The sequence below is a fragment of the Streptosporangium minutum genome, assembly GCF_002149035.1.
Taxonomy (GTDB): Bacteria; Actinomycetota; Actinomycetes; order Streptosporangiales; family Streptosporangiaceae; genus Streptosporangium; species Streptosporangium minutum.
On the sequence record NZ_NGFP01000466.1, the window covers coordinates 1 to 2,553 of the forward strand.

The 2,553-nt window shown below is 75.2% G+C and carries 2 protein-coding genes; both read left to right on the plus strand.

Annotated elements, in window-relative coordinates:
* Positions 1-794: CehA/McbA family metallohydrolase (locus tag CA984_RS43640; protein ID WP_086579122.1), on the plus strand; the 794-nt coding region annotated here is incomplete at its 5' end.
* A gap of 54 nt (positions 795-848) precedes the next feature.
* On the plus strand, positions 849-2,553 hold a 1,705-nt coding region (locus CA984_RS43645), incomplete at its 3' end, for a glycoside hydrolase family 38 N-terminal domain-containing protein (protein WP_479725548.1).

The following is a 2,553-nucleotide window of genomic DNA, read 5'->3' on the forward strand; positions in this document are numbered from 1 at the left end:
GGCGCGGCCTGCCCTCGCTCGGCGGGCTGCGCTGGCTCGCCGGGGACCTGCACACCCACACCGTCCACTCCGACGGCTCGCTCAGCGTCCCCGAGCTCGCCTGCCTGGCCGCCGACCGGGGCCTGGACTTCCTCGCCGTCACCGACCACAACACCGTCAGCCACCACGCGGAGCTGCCCGCCGCCGCCACCTACGCCGCCATCACCCTCCTCCCCGGCCAGGAGGTCACCACCGACCTCGGCCACGCCAACGCCTTCGGCGACATCGGCTGGATCGACTTCCGCGACAGCCCCGACCTGTGGGCGCGGACCGTACGGGACAGGGGCGGGGTGCTGTCGATCAACCATCCCGTCGCCGGAGACTGCGCGTGGCGCCACCCCATGACCACGCGGCCGCCCGCCGTCGAGGTGTGGCACTGGAGCTGGTGGGACCGGACCTGGGGCGCGCCGCTGGCCTGGACGCAGCTTTGGTCGGCCGGGGCGACGATGATCGGCGGCAGCGACTACCACCGGCCCGAGGAGGGCCACCCGCCCGGCGACCCCACCACCTGGGTGCTCGCCGACGACCTCCTCGAAGGGCTGCGCGCCGGCGGCACCGCCGTGTCCGCCACCCCCGACGGGCCGCTGCTGCTCCGCCACGGCGACGACTTCCTCATCGTCGGCGGCGACGGGCTGGTGCTGTGGGGACCGGACACCCGGCGGGCCGTCATCGGCGACCGGGTCACCGTCCCGGCCCGGCCCGGCCTCCACCGGCTGGAGACCTACCGCAACGAGGTGATGGCACTGTGCACGTGACAGCCCAGAAGATCATCGGATCGGTCGCCGGACCGCCCGTCGGAGGCGAGGCGCATGACGCCTGACATCGTGGTCGTCCCCCACACCCACTGGGACCGCGAGTGGTACCTGCCCTTCCAGCGGTTCCGGCTCGGCCTGGTCCGCATGCTCGACGAGGTCCTCGACACCATGGTCGCCGACCCCGGCTACCGCTTCACCATGGACGGCCAGCTCGCCGCCCTGGAGGACTACCTGGAGCTCCGCCCCGAACGGCTCCCCGCCGTCAGACGGCTCGTCGCCGAGGGCCGCTTCGCCGCCGGGCCGTGGCTCATCCTCGCCGACGAGTTCCTCTGCTCGGGGGAGACGCTGATCCGCAACCTGGAGTACGGCATGCGCGGCGCCGCCGAACTCGGCGGCGCCATGCGGGTCGGATACCTTCCCGACCAGTTCGGCCACTGCGCCCAGATGCCGCAGATCCTGCGCCAGGCCGGCCTCGAACACGCCTGCCTGTGGCGCGGCGTGCCCGCCTCGGTCGACCGCGACGCCTTCGCCTGGGTCGGCGCCGACGGCACCGCCGTCCGCACCCAGTACCTGCCCGGCGGGTACGACAACGCCGTCGCGCTGTTCAGCGGCCCCCCGGAGGCCCTCGCCGACCGCCTCGCCGCCTTCACCGAGACCCTGCGCCCCTGGCACCCCACAGGCCCCCTGCTCGCCATGTACGGCGGCGACCACAGCGCCCCCGCCGCCGGCATCACCGCCGCCGGGCTACGCATCGCCACCCTCCACGACTACGTCACCGCCCAGGACCCCTCCGTCACGGGCCTGCCGGCCGTCCACGGCGAGCTGCGCTCCCACGCCCGCGCCAACATCCTGCCCGGCGTCCTCTCCGCGCGCATCCCCGCCAAGCAGGCCATGGCCCGCGCCGAGCGCGTCGTCACCCGCTACGCCGAGCCCCTGTCGGCACTCTGGCTACCCGGCGACACGGCCGCCGCGAAACTGCTCGACATGGCCTGGCGCCGCCTCATCGCCTGCAGCGGCCACGACTCCATCACCGGCTGCGGCGCCGACGAGACCGCCCAGCAGGTCGCCGCCCGCATCGCCGAGGCCGAGCAGATCGGCCAGGCCGTCGTCGACATGGTCAGCGCCTCCCTCGCCGGCCGGGCCTCCCGCGACGCCCTCGTCGTCGTCAACCCCTCCCCCTTCCCGCGCACGGCCCTCGTCCTGGCCGACCTTCCCGAGAGCCGTGCCGCCCTGTCCGCCCCGGACGGCGGCCGGGTGCCGTCACAGCGGCTGGAGCTGGCCCCCACCCTCCTCGACGAGACCGTCATGGACGACCTCACCCAGCTCCTCGGCCGGATCCACGAACGCGAGCTCTTCGGCCAGGAGATCGTCTCCTGGTCCGCCGACGGCGACGTCTTCACCATCGTCGTCGGCCGCCACGCCACCCCCGGCTACGACTACGCCGGCCTCCGCGCGGCGGTCCTGGACGGCGCCGCCGCCCGGCCCGGCCCCTGGCGGGTGCGCACCTGCGCCGAACCGGTCGTCACCGTCGCCGCCCAGGTCACCGTCGCGCCGTTCGGCCGCACCGTCCTCACCTCCACCCCCGCCTCGGAACCGGCTCCGGCCCCGGACTCCCCCGGCTGGGCACGCCCCGCCGAAGGCACGCTCGACAACGGCCTGCTGCGCGTCACCGTCGCCCCCGACGGCACCCTGTCGCTGTTCGCGGACGGCGCCGAGGCCCACGGCGTGGGCCGCGTCGTCGACGGCGGCGACGCCGGCG